The sequence below is a fragment of the Kangiella profundi genome, from assembly GCF_002838765.1.
Lineage (GTDB): Bacteria > Pseudomonadota > Gammaproteobacteria > Enterobacterales > Kangiellaceae > Kangiella > Kangiella profundi.
This window is the reverse complement of record NZ_CP025120.1, coordinates 1,301,753-1,321,481: the sequence shown is the minus strand read 5'-3', so window position 1 is coordinate 1,321,481 and position 19,729 is coordinate 1,301,753. Positions and strand designations below refer to the sequence as shown.

General features: G+C 46.7%; 14 protein-coding genes and 2 pseudogenes. 2 read left to right on the top strand and 14 right to left on the bottom strand.

Annotated features, from left to right (window positions below; genetic code table 11):
* Window positions 1–2: 2 nt before the first annotated feature.
* The 3 genes from CW740_RS06135 to CW740_RS06125 all read right to left on the bottom strand — a co-directional run bounded on the left by CW740_RS06135 (window position 3) and on the right by CW740_RS06125 (window position 2,770).
* Complete coding sequence (locus CW740_RS06135; RefSeq protein WP_018624879.1) at window positions 3–1,235, bottom strand: TolC family protein; 1,233 nt, start codon at window positions 1,233–1,235, stop codon at window positions 3–5.
* A 98-nt stretch (window positions 1,236–1,333) separates the two neighbouring features.
* A complete protein-coding gene (locus tag CW740_RS06130; RefSeq protein WP_106646697.1) occupies window positions 1,334–1,699 on the bottom strand; it encodes a hypothetical protein in 366 nt (121 codons plus the stop codon).
* A gap of 120 nt (window positions 1,700–1,819) precedes the next feature.
* Entirely contained in the window at window positions 1,820–2,770 is a 951-nt protein-coding gene (locus CW740_RS06125; RefSeq protein WP_018624881.1) for a DNA-binding protein, read from the bottom strand.
* 176 nt (window positions 2,771–2,946) lie between these two features.
* Between CW740_RS06125 and CW740_RS06120 the strand changes: the two genes are divergently transcribed.
* Window positions 2,947–3,888, top strand: a complete 942-nt coding sequence (locus CW740_RS06120) for a site-specific integrase (protein ID WP_018624882.1) — start codon at window positions 2,947–2,949, stop codon at window positions 3,886–3,888.
* Between the two features lie 261 nt (window positions 3,889–4,149).
* Window positions 4,150–7,122: pseudogene (locus CW740_RS06115) on the top strand (Tn3 family transposase).
* A 290-nt stretch (window positions 7,123–7,412) separates the two neighbouring features.
* Here the strand turns inward: CW740_RS06115 and CW740_RS06110 are convergent.
* From CW740_RS06110 to CW740_RS06060, 11 genes and pseudogenes are all read right to left on the bottom strand, one after another.
* The gene (locus tag CW740_RS06110) at window positions 7,413–7,832 is read right to left on the bottom strand and encodes a fatty acid cis/trans isomerase (RefSeq protein ID WP_157826401.1); all 420 of its coding nucleotides are present in this window, start codon (window positions 7,830–7,832) and stop codon (window positions 7,413–7,415) included.
* A gap of 179 nt (window positions 7,833–8,011) precedes the next feature.
* Window positions 8,012–9,079 (bottom strand): phospholipase D-like domain-containing protein, encoded by a 1,068-nt coding sequence (locus tag CW740_RS06105; protein ID WP_198675043.1) that lies wholly within the window; start codon window positions 9,077–9,079, stop codon window positions 8,012–8,014.
* 528 nt (window positions 9,080–9,607) lie between these two features.
* Window positions 9,608–10,197: pseudogene (petA, locus tag CW740_RS06100) on the bottom strand (ubiquinol-cytochrome c reductase iron-sulfur subunit).
* Window positions 10,198–10,247: 50 nt separating this feature from the next.
* Complete coding sequence (locus CW740_RS06095; protein ID WP_106646695.1) at window positions 10,248–11,594, bottom strand: APC family permease; 1,347 nt, start codon at window positions 11,592–11,594, stop codon at window positions 10,248–10,250.
* Complete coding sequence (locus CW740_RS06090; protein ID WP_106646694.1) at window positions 11,595–13,961, bottom strand: phosphoketolase family protein; 2,367 nt, start codon at window positions 13,959–13,961, stop codon at window positions 11,595–11,597.
* A 30-nt stretch (window positions 13,962–13,991) separates the two neighbouring features.
* Window positions 13,992–15,104 (bottom strand): acetate/propionate family kinase, encoded by a 1,113-nt coding sequence (locus tag CW740_RS06085; protein WP_106646693.1) that lies wholly within the window; start codon window positions 15,102–15,104, stop codon window positions 13,992–13,994.
* 21 nt (window positions 15,105–15,125) lie between these two features.
* Window positions 15,126–15,383, bottom strand: coding sequence for a DUF5676 family membrane protein (locus tag CW740_RS06080; protein ID WP_106646692.1), 258 nt, complete (start codon window positions 15,381–15,383; stop codon window positions 15,126–15,128).
* A 34-nt stretch (window positions 15,384–15,417) separates the two neighbouring features.
* Complete coding sequence (locus CW740_RS06075; RefSeq protein WP_106646691.1) at window positions 15,418–15,876, bottom strand: ATPase; 459 nt, start codon at window positions 15,874–15,876, stop codon at window positions 15,418–15,420.
* A gap of 49 nt (window positions 15,877–15,925) precedes the next feature.
* Window positions 15,926–17,281: an MBL fold metallo-hydrolase gene (locus tag CW740_RS06070; protein WP_106646690.1), complete on the bottom strand. Its 1,356-nt coding sequence runs from the start codon at window positions 17,279–17,281 to the stop codon at window positions 15,926–15,928.
* Complete coding sequence (locus CW740_RS06065) at window positions 17,278–18,219, bottom strand: ribose-phosphate diphosphokinase (protein ID WP_106646689.1); 942 nt, start codon at window positions 18,217–18,219, stop codon at window positions 17,278–17,280. Before CW740_RS06065 ends, CW740_RS06070 begins: the two co-directional genes overlap by 4 nt.
* The gene (locus CW740_RS06060) at window positions 18,216–19,724 is read right to left on the bottom strand and encodes a thymidine phosphorylase family protein (protein ID WP_106648056.1); all 1,509 of its coding nucleotides are present in this window, start codon (window positions 19,722–19,724) and stop codon (window positions 18,216–18,218) included. Before CW740_RS06060 ends, CW740_RS06065 begins: the two co-directional genes overlap by 4 nt.
* Between the last annotated feature and the right edge of the window lie 5 nt (window positions 19,725–19,729).

Genomic DNA, 19,729 nt, shown 5'->3' with positions numbered 1-19,729 from the left:
CTTTAATTCAGTGGCTTAGTCGCAGTTGGTGCAACAGCTCTGAGCTGGCCGGAGTGCAGCAACACTTCGGTTAACGCAAGTTGTGTGTGCTTTTCGAGTGAGATTCCTGCCAGCAGGCTCTCCGAACGCTGGTTGAGAGCGAGCAGGTAGTCAGTTGTTGATAGATCACCGCTTCGCCACTGGCGTTCCAACAAGTCAGCACTATTTTCAACTCTGCCACGAGCCAGCTCGAGCCAGCGTCGGTATTGCTCGTCATAACGTTTCCAGGCAGCTTGTGCAGCCTGCCAGTCAAACCGTAGATTGCGATAAACGGCCAAGAATCGGGCCTCTGCTTCTAGTGCTGCACGATTAGCCACACGAGTTTCGGCACTGTAGTCATTACGTACATTCAAAGGAATCGAGAAGGTCAGGCCGACAGTATTTTCTCCACCGTCGCGACCAGCATTGACTCCAAAGGTCGGCTCTGCTTTGGCTGCGCGGCGGGTTGCTTCGGCCTCTTCCTTGATGGACTTCCAGCGAGCCTGAGCGCTGGCAACATAGGGATGTTGTAACAACTCCTGGTCAGTAATGGACACTGGCTCCGAAGGCCAGAAATCTTCGGGAATGCCTCCTTTTTCAGGAGTCCACTGTGGCAAAAGTTCGCGCACTCTGCTTTCGGCTTTTTGCAAAGCGACTTCAAGCTCAGCGACCTGTGCCAGCTGTTTTGATAAAGATAGAAAGGTGAGCTCAGCATCAATAGTGCCTATATCCCCTGCTTTTTGGCGCTTTTCAGCCACTTGCAATAATGCATTAAGCTGCTCTTTTTGTGCCTGAGCAATAATGGCGGCTTGATTACTGGCACGCCACTCAACCAATGCTGATAGAGCCTCAGCAGTCTTACTCATAACCTGTTGCTGATACTGGGCTTTGGCTGCTTGTCGGATAAAAGCCGCCTGCTGCTGTTTAGCACCTCGTCTATCCCACCAGTCAACCGTTTGAGAAACACCTACACGGTAGTTATTTTCTTCACCAACCTGTTCCAGCTCAGAAGATAACTCCGGGTTGTAAAGTGGCTGTTCCGCTGCGTCCGCAGTAGCTTCCGAGCCTTGCAGTTGCTCGCGGGCCGCGATGATGTCTGGGTGCTGCTTTATCTGTGATGCCAGCCAGCGCTCCCAATCAACGGGTTGCGCTTGCGCCGAAGCCGACAGCAAATAAATAACGGCACACATCGCATAAGAAACGGATAGTTTCTTCATGAAATTTCCTCACAATTAAAATCAAAGTACATCAGGTACAGCTGGGTTGGCATTTGCACAACGCTATACCTCAGAATAAAAGTTTATTTGTACTGTATTTAACTGATCGGAGGGGGATTATCAGGGAAGGCTATATGGGAACGGTAATGGGAAGGGTTGCCTAAAATAGCACCCTTTTGATAAAGAGAAGCAGAGATATCTTGGCGACCCAGAAAGAAAGGGTGTGATGAGCCATGACAGTGACAACAATGGTGGCAATCAAGCTGGTAGCTTTTGCTCTTTTCTGATTCTAACCAACGCTTGTCATCATCTGGTATTGGAGAAGAGTGAGCTTTTTGATGCTCGTGATCAAAAGTAAGATGCTCAGAACCGGATTGATGAAACTGATGAACGTCCGCCACAGCAACTACCGATTGCAGGGCAATCAATATGGCTAGAGCGAAAGTTAAAAGTTGACGGTTCACGGTAAAAAAGAGTCTCTACTCGTTCTCATAAATGCAGGGCAGTAGACTAGCAGATTATCAGTTAGTTCACAAAAGATAAGTGGATACTAACCAACTATTACACAGCTTTGTGCTTAAAGGCTAGCTTTTAGACTTGGCTACTTCCTGTTTTTTTGCGAGTTTCTCGGGCGATTTCAATTCCTCAACCTCATGCTCTAGCTGAACAACGGAAGTGTTTAGCTCATTGTTTTCTTTGGTTATAGCATCAAGTTGCGCTAGTAGCTCCTCTCTGTCAGTACTGGCTGACTGCACCTGTTCAGTTAACGCTTTTAATGAGTTTTGAAGTTCGCGCTGTGACTTGGCCAACAACCGCTTTTCGGTGATTAGCTCAGCGTTCTGACGGTTCAACTGCGTGAGTTCTGACTGTTGAGAGGCAATGGTTTGCCCCAGCTTTCGCTGCTCTGCTCGCAATCCCGACACTTCTTCAGCGTGCTTGCGCTCTTGTTGATCACGCTGTTCTTTAGCGGATTCGCGGAAGTGGCTCAAGTTGTCATAACTGTGTTGCAGACTCTTCTCCAGATCGATAATTCGTTCATCTTTTTGTCCACAAACGGCTGTAAGTTCTTTCAAGTCACTTTGAATACCTTGCAACTCAGTGTTCAGTTGCTCACTCTCACGGCTAGCAGTATTGAGCTTCGCCTGTAGTGAGTGAATGTTATCACTTAGAGCTTTATTTTGCTCTGTGGCTTGGCTTAACGACTCCTCAAGTCCTGACTTTTCTTGATTCCAAGACTTACGCTCTTTATCAAAGGCTTGCTCCATGTCTTCAATGGTTTTATTCGCTTCAGCGTTGAGCCTGGCAGCAAGCTGGCTTACCAGGTGCCCAATGGCGTCGGAGACTTTGACCTCGGTGAGTGTACCGTTAGTACGGGTCTTTTTAATGTCTTTGAGGTATTTTGAGATGGTGGTTTTGGAGCCAGTGTTACCCAGCTCAGCTCGTATTGCATCAATTGATGGGTTATTTACACCCTGTGAAGTCAATGATTTATATGCTTTTTCAACGTCAAATTGAGAGATGCCTGTGCGCGCCATTTTTTAAGTCTCTGATTATTTTGTAATGTAATACATAATATGTATATACATATTATTACTGTGTCATCTACGTGTCTATAGCTTTCGAAAATTCATTTTAGATAATAGTAGATTATCTATTGTGATGTGCGTTTTTGGGCGATATGATGAGGCAAAGCCGTACATAACACGCAATCATGCCCGATTCTAAAAATACTGATTTAGTCAGCTTTTACGTCAACGCCGCCACTCGAGAACACACGGTACGCAGTTACCGTGCCGCCGTTGAGCACTATGAGCGTCACTGGGGCGGCCTGTTACCTGCAACACCTGATGCGATTGCGCAGTACCTCAGTCACTATGCCGATAAGTTGTCGTCCAGTACCTTAGCACATCGTTTGGCCGTACTCGCTAAATGGCACAATGAGTACGGTTTTCCCGATCCCACGAAAGCTCCCCTGGTTAAACAGGTGATGAAAGGCATACGTCAAACGCATCCGTACCAACCTAAGCAGGCTCGACCGCTTCAGTTAGAAGAGCTCGACACCATTATTCAGTCGTTGGATTCATTGATTACAGAAAGTAAAGATTACTGGCAGCGCTTAAGGCATATCCGAAACAAAGCCATTCTGCTGCTCGGGTTCTGGCGAGCCTTTCGTGCAGATGAACTCACCAACATCTACATTGAGCACGTAATCGTGATCCCCAATAAAGGAATGTCATTGTATTTGCCAAACTCCAAAGGCGATAGAAACAATAAAGGTACGACCTATAAAGTACCGGCTCTGCAAAAACTCTGCCCAGTCACCGCCTATCAGGACTGGATAACAGCTGCTGAATTAACCGAGGGCCCACTGTTTATCGGGATCGATCGCTGGGGGCATTTCAACCAACACAATATGACGCCGAATACCATCATCAATATCGTGCGCGATTGCGCCAGGGATGCAGGGCTTGAGCATCCTGAGAGCTTTAGCAGTCATTCTTTACGCCGAGGATTTGCTTCATGGGCAGACAGTAATGATTGGAGTCTCAAAGATTTAATGGAGTACGTTGGTTGGAAAGATCCCAAAACGGCTCTACGCTACATAGATTCATATAATCGAATTCAGCAACGCTTTATTGAGCCACTCAAGTAGTGCAATACAATAAAACTGGAATGAAGACTACAATGTTCCACAGGCCTCATGAAATATGAATGTTAAGCATTAATTCAATATAGAGTGAACTTGAGCACGAAATGTCTAGGGCGGGTTCATTAAACTGCGCAACATTAAATATTACTATAGGTAAGGTGCAAGGTGTAGCGACTGAGCTAAACAGCTGAACCTTTAAAAGGTAACCAAATGATCAAGCCACCTAATTGGCCATGATATCCGTGGACGTTATTTTATATCTCTATGACAACAATCAATGAAACCGCTTACCCGCGCATTAAACCCAACATGAGTCAGTCTGAATTATAGTCTGTATATACACCGACACCAGAGGACATGGCCTATATTCGCCAGCATCGCCGGCGCAAATTAGATCAGCTTGCCCTGTTAGTTCATATTAAATTAACTCAGCGCTTAGGGTATTTTCTCAAATCTTCTGACATCCCAAACAAGATTGTTACTCATATTTCTGAGCTGATGAAAATGGGCGACACTCCCAAAAAGTACTTAGCACGCTTTGACAGGGGTGGGAGTCGAACCCGTTTAAAGATTTTAGTGAGGCGGTATCTAAACATTAAGCTTATTGAGAATAATAATACAGCAACATTATTGCTTCATAAGCTTTCATCCGAAGCATCAGAAAAAAAGCATGAGCTCGCTGATGTTATCAATGTAGTTATCGAGGAGCTGGTTAAACAGCGCTATGAATTACCAGGCTTCTCAACTCTGGTTAAACATGCCAAATCAGCTAAAAAGCAGGTCAACGATACCTATTTCAAGCAAACACATAAAAAGCTGAATCATGAGATGACAATTGAGTTGGATAAAATGCTCAATAGCTCTGGAAGAAAAACGCGCTGGGACTCGATTAAACGGGAGGTCAAAAAGCCTACAAATAAAGAAGTCAAAAGCTACCTTCAACATTTGAAATGGCTACAAGACTTGGTCGAACGATTGCCAAATATGGAATTCTTACCGTTAACGAAAAAACACCATTACACTTTAGAAGCTCGTTCACTGGATGCTTTTCACTTAAAAGAAATGAAGCAAGCTAAACGTTACACACTGATGGTGCTATTGATCCAGTCAAAATTAAGTCAATCGTTAGACGATGTGGCGGGTATCTTTAAGCGTAAACTGAATAAGTTGCACCAGTCTGCGGAGACTCGGCTGATGGAATACCACCAGGAGCATACTCAGCGAACGGAAAAGCTCATCAACCAATTTCGTAATGTCTTAAAAACTTATGGTGATAATGAAGCTGACATACAGCCGTCACTGGAAGATATCCGAAACGCCATGAGCGAAGAGCCATCAGTACTATTGGCAGAGTGTGAAGAGCACTTAGCCTATGCCGGAAATAATTATTATCCCTTCATGCTTAAATTGTATAAGCCGCAACGAGCCCAGCTTCTAAACTGTTTGGAGCTTTTAGAGCTAGGCTCATCATCTGAAGATAATTCGATCCTAAGGGCGCTAGAAATCATCTTGGAGTATCGAAATACCCACAAGCAGGAGCTCGGCCACTATGATGACTTTGTCGCACAGCCTTGGATGAACGATAAATGGAAGAAGCTGATATTCAACGCAGACACGAAAACGATTAACCGCAAATACTTCGAGTTATGCGTGTTGTCTCGGATCAAGAACGAACTCAGTTCAGGTGATTTATTCATTCGTTACAGCCAGGAGCATTCAGATTATCGTAAAGAACTAATCAGTTGGGATGAGTACGAACAAGGCCTGCCTGAATACACCAATATGCTAGGGTTTTCAGAGGATAGCAAAACCTTTGTGACTGAACTAAAAGAAACGCTTAGCGAGTTATCAGCTCAGGTGGACGAGCAATTTCAATCCAATGAGTTTCTAGACTTCAATAACGATCAGCTTGTGATCAGAAGACATCAGAATACTCCAGAGCCCAAACAGCTCAAGCAGCTGGATGAAGCCTTACGAGACTCTCTTGAGGAAAAGAGCATTGTCGATATTCTAGTGGAATCAGAGCAATGGCTGGACGCCCACAAGCTATTTAAACCCATATCAGGCTTTGAGAGTAAACTTGATAATCCGCGCAAGCGCTTTATTTCAACGCTTTTTTGTTATGGCTGTAATCTTGGCCCAACTCAAACGGCACGCTCCATCAAAAACTTAACCCGCAAGCAAGTTGCTTGGCTGAATCTAAAGCATGTCACTGAGGAGAAGCTTGAAAAAGCTATTGTGAAAACCGTGAATGCTTATAATAAATTTGAGTTGCCATCTTACTGGGGTACAGGCAAATCGGCCTCTGCTGACGGAACCAAGTGGAACGTATATGAGCAAAACCTGTTGTCAGAATATCATATCCGTTACGGCGGCTATGGTGGTATTGGCTATTACCATGTCTCGGATACTTACATCGCGTTATTCAGTCATTTCATTCCTTGCGGCGTCTACGAGGCTATCTATATTCTTGATGGTCTCATTAAAAATGAATCGGACATTCAACCTGATGTGATTCATGGTGACACTCAGGCTCAAAGCACGACTGTCTTTGGCCTAGCTTACTTACTCGGTATTGATTTGATGCCCCGAATACGGAACATCAAGAAGCTGGTATTCTATAAAGCGGATGGTCGCGTTAAATATAAACACATTAACCGATTGTTTAGAGGTAATATTAACTGGTCACTAATAGAGCGACATCTGCCTGATATGTTGCGTGTGGCGCTGTCTATCCAAGCCGGCAAAATAGCGCCATCGACCATACTCAAACGCTTAGGCACTTACAGTCGGAAGAATCGACTGTATTTTGCGTTTCGGGAGTTAGGACGAGTGATCCGAACAGCATTCTTACTGAAGTACATCGGTGATGTGGAGCTCAGGCGTACCATTCATGCAGCCACCAACAAAAGTGAAGAGTTCAATAACTTCACCAAGTGGTTGTTTTTTGGCGGTGACGGCATTATTGCTGAGAATGTCCGGCACGAACAGCGTAAGGTCATTAAGTACAATCAACTTGTAGCTAATCTGGTTATTTTGCATAACGTTCAATCCATGTCAGAAGTTCTATCGCAATTGAAGCACCGTCAAATCCCAGTTTCAGAAGAGGTGCTGAATTTTCTTTCACCGTATCGAACCGAGCATATTAATCGCTTCGGTGATTACCATCTAGATTTAAGCAAAAAAAGTAAAACTCTGAATTACAAACTGGATATCACAAAGAGCCAAGTTCCGTAGTAGTGGGTGAGTCGAGTTTGCATGATATTGAATACACCCTTGGTAATTACAAGGAGATACGGTATAGGTGTTAGAAGTGAAAGCTTCCGATAGACATATCTGATAACTGTGTGCAGATCAAAATATGCAACCAAGATTTTTGAAAGATTACTTATAATTCATGAGGTTAAGTATATTTTTGGTCGATTTGTAACGAATCGTGGCCGTACCTCAAATAGCGTACAACAAGCTTATGGCGAACCGAGTCTTGATTAAAAAACGACTCCCATTCGCGATGTTTTTCAGTGACGTCAGAGGGTAAAGGCATCGGCTTTTTTGAAATTGTGATAGCCCAGCTTAATCAAACTCTTCAATACCGCCTGTACTTGCGGAGGTAAAGGCGCCATACCATAGGGCATGGCGGATTTTGGATCAATTAAGAGGTAATCATCAATCTCACTTTTAGTCGAACAGGATAATCTGCGGTTGATATCCAGTGGGAAATTTTCAGGTAATATCCGACCCACTTGAAAAGTATTCTGTGATGTTACGTTAATGAGTCTGAATAGGACATCACCATTGTGCTGCGTGCCACCTGTTGCCGACATCCCTGACGTTATCACCTCATGAAACCCCAGCCTTCGCCTGTCGGTGACGGATTGATTATCTACAAAAAGCCTTGTGGTGATGCCTTGATGGGTTATAAACAGTTGAGACGTTGCACCGCGCAAAAGTCCATCGTAGGAGCTGAGTTTCAGTTGACATGGAGCTCATAGCAACCATGGCAGACCATACATCGGCAATTCAAAATTTTCTTTACGTCGGTTGATTTTGGCATCAACAAGCCGTCAGCCAAGACGTTGGCAGCAACAGACAAACTTCACCAGCTTCTTTATTAAATACAAGAATTTCACAACCAACGTTTAAGTATCATAGCCACACGTCCCTGCCACCTCGTTACACCATCACGCTTTTTCCAGTCGTTAAGTGATATACATTCCGACAATGATAAATCCTCAATGAACTGCTGCTTGAGCTTTCTCGCCAGTTGTTGGTCGATGGTTGCAAGGTTCAGTTCGTAGTTTGTGAATAAACTTCGATAGTCCAGATTGGACGTACCCACCATCGACCAATGATCGTCGGTCACCACGGTCTTTGCGTGCAGTACCCGGGGCAGGTATTCGTATATCTTTACACCAGATTCAAGTAGCGATGCATAAATATGTCGAGCGGCCCAGCGCGCTATGCGTACATCGGTTTTGCCGGGGACCAATAGCCGGACATCCACACCCCGCTCTGCCGCCTTGCATAATTGCCTGAGCGTATGATTGTCGGGAACAAAATAGGGTGTCGTCAGGTAAATATACTTTTTAGCCTTGCTAAAGGCTTCCCCATACACACAGCGCAGACGGTGGCGACAGCTTAGCGTTTGATTGTGCAGAAGTTTGCTACCTTCGGCCTTTTGTAGAGGCTGCGAACGCAGCTTCCCGTGCCAAAATGCATCAAACAACTGCGCCGCCACGCTGACAAGCGAACCATCAAAGCTCACATGGGTATCACGCCAACGGGCCTCACCATAGTGTTTGCAGGAATTTTCCTTGTGAATATTGAAACCGCCGAGATAGGCGATACGGTTATCAACTATCAGCAATTTACGATGATTGCGGTGGTTATAGCGCCATGGTCTGCGCCAGCTCCAACGGTGGAACCAGCGCAGTTCCACACCATTATCGCGCATGTGATTTTGCATCTTGCGCGAGAACCAGAACAGGGAACCCGCGGCATCGATATGAACTTTCACTTTAATGCCAGACCGCGCCCGTTCAATCAACGCCCGACAAAACTCTTGCCCCACTATATCATCGGCAAAAATATAACTTTCCAACTGTATGCTGTCTTGTGCCCTGTCGATCGACCTCAGCATCGATGCATAGAGTGCATCACCTTCAATAAAGAGTCGGAAGGACTCGCTACTCATGTGTGGCAGCTCCGTACACCTACAATCAGATGTATTCGTGTTCATAATGTTATGCAATTCCTAATTGACCTCTCTCAGTTATCAGAGTCCAGATTGGAAATCTCAATTAAATGCCACCACTGGCTTCTCCTAGGAATAAACATAGGCACTCGCTGCTGGTACGTTAGATACACTCGGCCAAACTCTGCCTGCGCTTTTTTTTCTTTTTTCCAACATGACGTAAGCGAACACAATCACGCGAAACAGGACAACAGAAAACAGCGTGAACTAATTGACAACACATCCGTCGAATAATGCAATAAACAAACTGAAATACTAAGGATGTCGAACCAAACCTGCAACCTTGCAGTATGTTGTAATAACTGCTGTATGCAATGTAAATCGCAAAGGCTATCACGATGCCAAAACCTATTGGGCAGGGGAAATCGGTATATTCGGTAGTTTATTATCTGATCTTTCTATCATCTATTTACCTTTTAAATTTTCAGAAGAATTCGTTTTCCGGCACCATACCTTACCATGGCCTAGCTAACTCGTTTGTCCATCAGCACCGATTTCAAGCACTTTATTGTCTAGATAATTTGGGGAGGAATAATCAAGTTCGTCGGTGCAGGGACGCCCTTAAATACCCGCCCTGCGAGATCAAACTTTGAACCGTGACAGGGGCAAAAAAAGAGTGCATGCTTAACTTCTGCTCGTCCATCCGGCTCATAGTTAGGCACGCAACCCAAATGGGTACAGATACCCACTGCCACAAAAACCTCCTTTTTGATACTGCGATAAGTATTCTTGGCGTAATCAGGTTGTTGATTAACTTCCGAATCCGGGTCCCGCAATTCTTCACGGTGACTTTCGAGATCCAGGTTCTTGAGATTTTGGCGGGTTCGCCGCAACACCCAGACCGGCTTGCCCTGCCACGCAACCGTAATCATTTGCCCCGGCTCGATTTTGCTGACACCCACCCTCACTGACGCACCCACAGCTCTGGCTTTAGAGCTAGGGTTCCACGACTGCACAAAGGGAATGGCAATACCAACCAATCCAGCCCCAGCCACAAACGAAGTGGCGCCTATCAAAAACCGACGCCGGGTTTCGTTGGGTTCATTAATATCGTTCATATACATTTTCCCAAGTTAACAAAGTGATTTTTAACTTTGAACAGTAGGCATCAATGCTGGTGCTTACCGTCTTCGTGTAGTAGTCGTTGCCGTCTATTCGAATGCAAGAACCACCTCTCGCCCGCTGCGATCAGTAACATCGTGATAAGAGCAACACCGATAACCCACGGGTCAGCGTTCAGTTTCACCCAAACAAAACCGAACAGTGTCAGCAAATCGAAAATAATGGCTACAATCGGTACCCAGCGCATTGCTTTAATTTCATCCGCCAAATAACGAATCACGCCCCAATGAATGGCAATGTCCATGACCAGATAAAAAACAATACCCAGGGCGGCTATCCGCGACAGGTCAAAAAAGGCCGTAAGAAAAATACCGAGTACCACGGTATAGGCAAGTGTATGTTTTTGGATACTTCCCGGCATGCCGAAATGTCTGTGGGGAACCAGTTTCATTTCGGTCAACATAGCCAGCATCCGGGACACCGCAAAAATACTGGCAAGAATGCCGCCCGCAGTTGCCGTCATGGCAATTGCGACTGTAAACCATACTCCGTATTCTCCAAGCGCTGGTCGCGCAGCCGCTGCCAGGGAGTAATCGCGAGTATCTATGATTTCACTCAGGGATAGGTTACTGGCTACTGAAAAGCCAACCAGGGTGTAGATGACTACACACGCAACAATAGAGATAACGATAGCTCTTCCAACATTTCGCTTAGGATCGATTACCTCAGATCCACTGTTGGTAATGGTGGTAAAACCTTTAAAAGCCAAAATCCCGAGAGCGGTAGCACCAAGAAAATTTCCGGAGACTTCAACGTTACCCATGTGACCGAAATCTAGCGCTAGGCTATCAGCCACCCACACACCGATAATGCCGAACACCAAAATTCCGCCAATCTTTAACACTCCGATAAACCCAGCTACCTTTTGAATAAAGCGGTTACTTAACAGATTGACGATAAACGCAAAAATAATCAGCCCCACACCCAGCATCGCCACCATTTGTCCGGATTCATCACCGCCGAATAATTGCATGGTATAGGAGCCAAACGTGCGCGCCAGGAAACTCTGCGCGATCACCATGGAGAAGTACATCAACAGGGCATTGAACGCTGTCGGCAAGCTGTCGCCATAGGCCTTATGTAAATACATTCCTATCCCTCCGGCTGAGGGATAGGCATTGGAAATTTTGACGTAAGAGTAGGCACTGAAAGAAACGACCATCGCTGCTGCCACAAATGCCAGCGGGAACAGTACGCCCGCCATTTCCGCCATTTGCCCGGTCAGTGCAAAAATGCCTGCGCCTATCATGACTCCTGTCCCCAGCATCACGGTACCGGAGAGCGTTAAGCTACCCTTATCATAGTGAGTCGTGCGATCTGTGTCTTGCTTCATTCACTCTCCTCCCGAACTTATTCTTTGTAGAACTTCTGCTACGATGAATTTGTCACTACACTGATTCGCTTCCAGCAAGCCCTGCGTATCCAATGTGCCACCGCGGTTGCGATACCCAAATGCCAAACAACGGTCACTACCCAGATCTAGAGGTCGACAAACACCTAAAAGAACCTCAGGCCGCATATGGGATACAAATACACGCAAGCGAACTGAGTTATCAAAAAATTGTGACTTCTCTACAAGCCTGCTGACAATGGCCTTTTCATGCTCGTCGCGTGGAATCCTAAAACGGCCAGGTTCAAGCAGGTATGTGATACGGCTGCCAATGCCATTATCTCGCAATGCCTGACGGACTTCATGGCACACGCGTAACTGGTAGGCTCCAACCGCCACCAGTTCCACAACGACGGTGTCATCCTCTTCCACTGTCAGAGCGCCCTCTTCGACCAATTGTTGAGCCTGTTCAGAGCTGAAAGTTGTCGTGATTTCCTGTTTGGGAATGGTCATCGCCCAAATTTGGCCTTGGCTCTGATAGCATGCATCAAGGCAGGCAACAGCAGTGCTAGCATCTGCGGGATAAACAACGCGCGTCATATCGCTCATTTCACCTAACAACACTTCACCAAACGATGAATCCTGATGGGATTGCTCATTTTTGCCATTCTCCCACAAATGTGAAGTAGCAATAACCGGAAGCGATAGCCATCGTGCAGGTCGATTGAGTTCTTTTTGGTGCCGTGCAAAAATTATTTCCTGACGTAGTGCGCCAATCATTTTCATGGCAAAGGCTTCATAACTGACCACCAGATTCATGCCACCTTTATTGGCCAGTGCCGCGCTTACTACGGCCTCCTCATTAAGTGCGGTAATGACAGAACCATGTATCGATTCGGCCACACCATCTTCCGGGTTTAATACTCGATGTTTGAGAAGATCCAACGTTTTGCCCATGCGATTACTTCGCAATTCATCAGGGTTGCCGATACGTACGCGCACGCCCGGATTGGCGAGATGCCACTCACACAAGCGCTTATCTACGGCTGCCATGGGTGACAATGCTTGCCCCTTTTCGCACTGTGGTGAAGCAGTTGGTAGTTTTAAAACGACATCACGCTGACCGAGCGCATGGTATTTTTCCGGTACCCGGTTATCCGCCTTATGTTGTGTTATTTTTTCGATTGCACTGGTCAGCTCAGTACGCGGCAGAAAGAGCCTGGCAGCGTGTTCATTGAATAGCTGCCGAGCCCCGGCATCGCTACGAGGGTTGCCGGGCAAAGGCGTGCCGTGGGCTGCATTGGTGCCAGCACCGTAAAAACCGTAGCCTTTTTCCGTTTCGGCAATCAGGTACGGCAGTTTCACCGGATAACACATTTTTCCTGCACGAATATGTGCACTGCAGGCTTGCAAGCGTGCTTCAGATTCAAATATTCCCCAGATAAACGCAGCTGGATCGCGCCCGTCGATGGCGATCGGATGAAAGTCGTTCTGCTCCAAATGCTCATAAAACCAGGTCAGGCCGCCCTGCTGATACATGGTGGAGCGCTGATCAATACGCCGGCCATTGGCGATCATCACCGGTGTTACCAGACCACAGTCCTCGGCCCGCCACCAACGGCTGGCCCAGTCACTACCGCGCTGTTCTTCAAAAGCACCGTCACTCAGGAATGCCACCAGGCGTTCACCGGGCAGAGGCATATGCACGTATTGCAGCTCGGCAAAACCCAGGTAGCCACCTTCAATCAAACCGCCCGCCGTGTGTGGATTGACATGACTGCCTAATGGGACACCGGGGCAACCATCATCCGTAATCGCGTAGCTGTAAAAATCCTTGGCCAATTGCGACAGACCTTCATCACTTAGGGGGTAGCGCTCCCCCTGTTCCGGATAGAGGTTCTGCAGTAACACATTGACCGCGTCTATGGCCGCCACACAGTGGCCCTGCCCCATCAACCAACTTCGGGTTATTCCCGTCAGACGGTTAGCTACCATGTAAGCTACATAAGCAGGCACCATATTGAGCGAGCCGCCCGTATGTCCCTGAGGATTGGACTTAAAATCTTCAGCGTCGAGGGAATTACCGGACAAGTCCACTTTGGTGCTGTAAGTCATATGCACCACCAACCACATCGCCGCACTTGTCAAACGGTCAGCAGCTGACAAAATATCCAGCACATCTTCAATTTGTTGGAAGCGCCCTTCACACACCAGTTGCTGGCACAGATCAAATATGCGAACTTGTGTTTCATCGCTGTGTTGTATAACCCCGTATCCATCTGCCCAGTGGGCAAAAGCCGAATAGGTTTCGCGATAAAGTCTTGCACGCTGTTCGATGCGATGGTGATTTTGTGGGTCAATTGTATACATATTACATCCTTAGTCGGCTACTGAAAGCAGCTAAAAATCGTCTGCGAATTGTTGTTGTACCGCGTGTAGCATTGTACTGGCTTCATCGACAGCGACTACCCGGCACTGTACTTTTGATGTCTTAGAGGAGAGTAATATAGGCAGGTCACCGCTGGCCGATTGTGAACGTAACTCGATGCCCAAATGTGATAACCCCGATAATAACTCTCGGCAAATGGCCAGGCTATGCTCAGCAACGCCCCCACTGAGCACAACTCCATCAAGTCCACCTAAAATCGAAAAATATGCTCCCAATGTTTTCTGGAATCGATATCGAAAAAGGTCAAATGCCAGACGACATTGAGGGTGTTCACTTGCAAATAGATCAGCCATATTATCTATGCCTCCAGACAGTCCCTTCCAGCCGGCTTCCGTATTAAGAAGATGATCGATTTCGTTGGAGGACCAACCTTCCTGTTGCTGTAACCAAATCAGTAAACCGGGATCAATCTCACCGCTGCGTGTTCGCATTAGTAGGCCGTCATTAGGGGTAAAACCCATGGTAGTATCCACCGGTTTGCCGTTGCGAATCGCCGTCATTGAACAGCCGCTACCCAGCTGTGCGGTCACTAGCGAAAATTGTTGCCGATACGGATTTTCTATACACCACTGACGCACCATATCTTGGTGCGCAAAGCCGTGAAAACCGTATCGGCGCAACTGATGCCGTTCAATCAAATCCAAAGGCAGGCCGTAGATTTGTGCCACGGCCGGTAGGTTGATAAAAAACTGTGTATCAAATGCAGCAAATACACGAAGGGACTCATCATACTGCTGACAACTTTCGATAAGCTCGATAGCGACCCTGTTGTGTAACGGCGCCAATAAATCGAGTGCTTTGAGTTTATTGAAAATGTAATGGCTGACCTCTATCGGGTGTGAAAACTGCGAACCGCCGTGCACTACCCTGACAATCACAGCGAAAATCTTATAAGCCGCTGTTGCTGACACAATATGCTGAAACACATCGCTCCCAACAATTGTCAAGGCAATCTGTCCATGATCAATCGCAATAGGATCTTCATTGAGATCCTTGGTGAAGCTACAAAAGACCGTCCACTTTATGCTGGAACTGCCGGGATTAAGAACCAATATGCAAGTCATAACAGAGTCTTGCTGCTAGTCTTAGTCCAGCAAACGGTTATATATAGCAGCAAGTAGCCATCCCAAAATACCCGCTACTAGAGCCCAGGCTATCCCTCCCCAAACTACACCGGTAATGGTCAGATGCCAGCCCATATCCTGCAATTGCATGTGTAGCATATCTCCGGATATGGACATAGCCATTGAAGGAATCACCGCCACTAGGACACTGCAAATAACCCAAAATACAATGGCACTGATTAAGCAGGCCAGGCCAAATTTAAATGTATGTAGTTTCATACCAAAACTCCTTCTATCGTGTAAATTTACCAGTCTACAAATCGCTAAACCGATTTGACGATTGCACTATGCGCATCATTTCGTGTTCCTCCAGCGAAAGTAATGAATTCAATAACTCCATAGCTGATGGAATTTCCGCGCGCGATGCCAGATAGCGATATAGTTCGATAACCTGCTGGTGTTGCTCGATAATCACGTCCATAATCTGCGAAGCATTGAGTTCGGCAAAAGGAGTGTCACAGTGGGCGTGTCGAGTAATAGGGTGGCGATTTACATATTCATAACACCAGGTTTTGAGAGCGCTTGCTTCTCCGGATTTTTCAAAACCACTGACCACATCTTTCAATGTTTTTTCATGTTCGGAAAGATATGTCAGCATCATCCTAGCCCGCTCATCAAGGTTTTTATTTGCGCAGTGGAACAAACACTGGCTCAAGTGCTGGTGGAACTCTTTAGTCCAGTGTAGTACATCTTTCAGGGTTTCAATTTGCATGATCTTTTCCTCTTATTAACCTTGTACGTATTTCAAAAAACCACCTCGATTACAGATGCAAAATATCGCGATAACCGGCAACATCGACCTTATAATGTGTTTGTTCCTGAAAATGTACACGCAAGCCTTCCAATGCTTCAGGGTCACCGTGAATCAGTTTAATTGGCGTTGTACTTGCCAGTTTTGACTGACGTAGCCATTCGGTAAGTTCGAGATAATCCGCATGCCCAGAAAGTCCCGAAATTACCTCAACATCTGCCCTCAGAGGAATCCAACTACCATGGATTTTAACAGCACCGACACCTTCAAGCATCTTAGCGCCTCGCGTTCCTCCCGCTTGGTATCCGGTAAACAGCACTGTTGTTCTAATATCACTTAATAATCGTTTAAAGTGATGCAGAATTCGCCCCCCGGTGGCCATCCCGCTACCTGCAATGATGACATGGGGAAATGCCTGTCCTGCCAGCGCCTTAGATTCATCTACTGTGCGGGTATAGGTAACCTGATCACACATACGGTGACATTGCTCATTGCTTAGTCGATGTTGTTCGCTGTGATGACAAAATATGTCCGACACCTTGATAGCCATAGGACTGTCGAGATAGATAGGCAGCCGTGGGATGGCTTCCTGCTCCATCAAACTCGCAAGCAGATGCTGTAAAGCCTGCGCCCTACCTACGGCGAATGCTGGTACCAGTAAAACACCACCGTTTTTTGCAACGCGATTAACTACGGCAGCTAATTGTTGAGCAGCGTCTTGTGGATCGTGCTGTCGATTACCATAAGTGGACTCCATCAGTAACAAATCAAGTTCAGGCAACGGGCGTGGCGGTTTCATTAACACGTCATCGAAACGTCCCACATCACCAGAGAACCCAATGCGTTTGCCTTCCGCTTCAATGATGATACTTGCTGCACCGAGAATATGCCCCGCCGGTTGCAGGTAAAAACGAATATCACCGACTTCAACCTGCTCATCAAAGTCAATCGATTGAAATAGAGCCATACTCGCTTCGGCAGTTTGACGGTCATAGAGCGGTTCGGGGTGTTCGTGTTTGCTTAATTTATGCTTGCTATAGTATTTCGCATCCTCTTCTTGAATATGACCACTATCGGCCAACAGGATCTGGCACAAGTCTTTAGTGGCGTGATGGGTGATAACCGGACCCCGGTATCCTTGTTTATATAAGGCGGGTATATAGCCAGAGTGATCTAAATGCGCATGAGTAAGTAAAACAGCATCGAGCTTGTCGATATCCAACGGTAGGGACTGCCAATTGCGCTCCCTTAACCATTTGTAGCCTTGATACAGGCCGCAGTCTATCAGCACTTTGCTACGTTCAGTTTCCAGCAGAAACTTTGAACCGGTTACGGTTTCTGTGCCTCCTAAAAAGGTAATTCTCATAAAACTTCTCCTGTGAAATCTGATCTTGTTAATTGCAGCATAGAATTAATGGCTGTCATCAGTCGCGGCGAGATATCAATAGCATTGGAGGAATGTGGAATGGTGTTAGTTGTTGCCAGCTGGCTTAAACCGGCTTTGATCAGGACTTGATCGGAATCATCGGCGAAAATCCCATGTACGGCAATACATTGAATGTGTTCGACGCCCTTGGATTTAAGGTATTTTATGCATTCCAGAATGGTCTGCCCGCTCGATATCACATCATCAATAATAACGGCTGTTTTATCTCTGTATGCATCAATGTTTGGCAAGGAGACTTCTACATGACGATCACCGAAACGCTGTTTCTCACCGATCACAAACGGGTGCTGGCTATAATTGGCAATATCAGATACCCATTGTTCACTCTCACTATCAGGCCCTACCAACAATAGATTTGTTTTTGATTTTAACCACTGTGCCAATGCCGGAGCACCTTGTACAACTTGACTAGGTACAGTGTAAATTTCGTCGAGGGAGTGATAGCGATGTAAATGTGGATCAACTGTCACCAACCAATCTATATGTTGAGAAAGGGATTTGGCAAAAATGCGTGAAGTCACTGCCTCCCCATCTACAAAACGGCGATCTTGGCGCATATAGCTAAGATAGGGCGCCACCAAGCCAACTTGCGAAGCCCCCAGTTCTCGCAGGGTTTCGACCAAAAATAGTAACGGCAGATACTTCGCATTGGGGTGCGACAAATCAGCAACAACAATACAGACACGCCCTTCCACATCGGAGGTGATACGTAAATAGGATTCGCCATCGGGAAATTGACGTACGTCAAACTTACCACGCTGCACACTCTTCGTCTTTGCAAGTGAATCCGCCAACGAGTGATTGTCCAAGCTAAACACTAAGGGTTTCCTTCCTAAAACTGTCTTCGACTCACTCATGAGGCATCTCCAATGGTAAAAATGTTGGATTGTCGGTAATAAGCCAATGCGTATTGCAATTCGCCTTCTGTGTCACTGTACAGTGTGAACAGTGGTTCACCTCGCTCTACCTTTTCACCGACACTTTTATGCAAGCGCAAACCCGCTGCTGCGACATTGGGCGCTCCCGCCAGTTTCGCCAAGCGCGCTAATTGGCGATTATCAATCGTCTGCAAAGTGCCGGTTGATGCGGTGGTTACCGTATGTTGAAAATCTGCAGAAGGCAAAGATTTCATCCCGCCCTGGGCCGCTATAATTCGGTGAAATTGTTTCCACGCCGCACCGCTATCAAGAATTTCGGTAGCCTTTTGCAAACCTTGTTCATAGGTTTGCTGATACGCCAGGGAAAACAGATGGGCCGCCAAAAACAGTGCCCGCTCTCGAAGGTCCTCGGCAGCATCGCTGCTGCGCCGCAAAACAGCCATTACATCGCGGACTTCCTCTACTGGACCAACACCGCGCCCGACGGGCTGACTACCGTCCGTTATCAAGCAACGAACCTGAAGTCCGCACGTAGCACCAACCTGTGTAAATAGTGAAGCGAGGCGATCGGCGTCTTTTTGCGAACGCACTTTTGCAGTAGGGCCGACTGGAATATCAATCACCACATGGGTAGAACCCGCAGCGATTTTTTTCGACAATACCGATGCAATCAACTGCCCTTCGCCATCAAGATCCAGCGCACGCTCAATTCGAATCAATAAATCATCGGCGGGGCTAAGATTCACCGCCCCACCCCAGGCGAGACAGCCGTGAGTTTCTGCAACAACTCGTTGAATCTGTGAGAGGCTGAGATTGACTGTCGTCAGGGCCTCCATGGTATCAGCTGTACCTGCCGGTGAAGTGATGGCACGTGAAGATGTTTTCGGTATGGTTAATCCTGCTGCACTGATAATCGCTACCACTAAAGGAGTGGTGCGATTACCCGGCAATCCACCAATGCAATGCTTATCCAGCACCATGGGTGAATCGGGCCAGCTTAGACGTTTACCGCAAGCCACCATGGCCTGTGTCAAGGCAATGATTTCATCCACATCCAGACGACTGCCCGCACAAACGCTGAGAAAGCTGGCAATTTCGATATCGGAATAACGATGGTCGCTTATGTCCTTTACGATCTCGGTGACTTCCTCGTCGCTGAGCTTATGGCCAAATATTTTTTTGCGAACAGCTGCCAGCGATGTCACCACCGGTGCATGACTGACGCTAATCGATGTCCCTTCGGCAACTCCCAGCCGTTGCATGGCGATTTTGGATAAGCCAGCGCTGCCTGGTTCAATGACCTTCTCATCCACCACGTTGATCGTTGCGATTATTTGGTTTTGGCCATCATCCACTGAAACGCGACTGTTAGCCGTAAAACCTTCTGAGCGGCAGATATGGCAGTCACTGCGCATATAAACAACAGGTTCCTGGTGGGTATCGATACCTATATCAATAACTTTAAGAGCGTTTGCTGATCCCATCTTTT